Raw genomic sequence first — 1221 nt, forward strand, 5'->3', positions numbered from 1 at the left:
CCTGAGTATCACGGGTCCTGCAGSACGCGGCGTCTACAACGCCAAATAGCGCCGCAAAAGACCCCCCATTTACCGCCGAAAGTCATAGGCCGGATTTGGCTTAGGGTCGCTCGAACGTCCCGGTCAGGGTTCCCTTTGCGGGCAAGTAGTGGGCCGGGCGGACTCTGAACAGTTCGGGCTGACGACATCGGACATGGACGGCCGCCGGTAAAGCAGGCCGCCGCCGTAAACGCAGCGCGCCCGGGTCAGCCTGCCAGCACGTCCTGGCGTTCGGCGATCTCGGCCCGGACGGCCGCCACCACCGCCTGCACCGGTGCCGACCGCAGCGATTCCGACCGGGCCACCGCCCAGATCGGCAGCTGGCGCTGGAAGTCGTCCGGCAGGACCGGCACGAACCCTGGCTTGCCGACTACGAGGAAGTTGGGCAGCAGCCCGATCCCCGCGGCCCGACTGACCGCCTCGAGCTGGGCGAAAATACTGGTGGCTTGGAAGCTGGAGCGCGGCATCGGTAGCTGGGTGGACCGGTGGCCAAGTTCGGCGACCTGCAGGGCTGATTCGACGTAAGAGACAAAGCCGTGCTGCCGGACGTCGTCGAGCGTCTCCGGAAGCCCGCGCTCGCGCTCGTACTCCGGGCTCGCGTAGAGCCGGAGGAAGTAGTTGGAAAGGAAGATGGTCTGGGCGTTGCTGACGTCCAGGTTGCCGACCACCACCTCGAGGTCAACCCCGGACCGGTTCTGGCTTACCTTCCGGGTGGCGCTGAGCATTTCCACGTTCAGCGAGGGGTGGTCCTGCTGCAGCCGGACCAAGGCCGGGGTGACGAATTCGGCGCCGAAGCCGTCCGGGGTGCTGATCCGGACCAGGCCGGAGAGCACGTCCTCCCGTCGGGCGATCCGGCCGGTCAGCGCACCCAGCGTCCCCTCGATGGCTTCCGCGGCCGCCACCGCCTGGGCTCCAAGCTCGGTAAGCTCCCAGCCGTGCGGGCTGCGCTCTAGCGTCCGGCCACCAAGTTGTTTGTCCAGGGCGAGGATCCGCCGCGAGATGGTGGTGTGCGTGGTGCCCAGGGTCTCCGCGACCGCGTTGAACCGGCCCAGCCGCGCCACGGTTAGCAGGATCAGCAGGTCGTCCGGACTCGGGAGCCTCTTCATGCCCTCCATCTTTCCGCCATGTGCATCTGCGCACATGGCATCTTCAGTTTTTCTCCTTGATTGCACTGTAACAGGG

1 protein-coding gene is annotated in these 1221 nt (G+C 66.6%); it reads right to left on the bottom strand.

Features of this window, described 5'->3' with window-relative positions; translation table 11 throughout:
- Window positions 1-245: 245 nt before the first annotated feature.
- A complete protein-coding gene (locus AB4Y86_RS19185) occupies window positions 246-1145 on the bottom strand; it encodes a LysR family transcriptional regulator (RefSeq protein ID WP_441403711.1) in 900 nt (299 codons plus the stop codon).
- Window positions 1146-1221: the final 76 nt, after the last annotated feature.

The sequence above is a fragment of the Arthrobacter sp. 2YAF22_2 genome (assembly GCF_052114645.1).
Classification (GTDB): domain Bacteria; phylum Actinomycetota; class Actinomycetes; order Actinomycetales; family Micrococcaceae; genus Arthrobacter.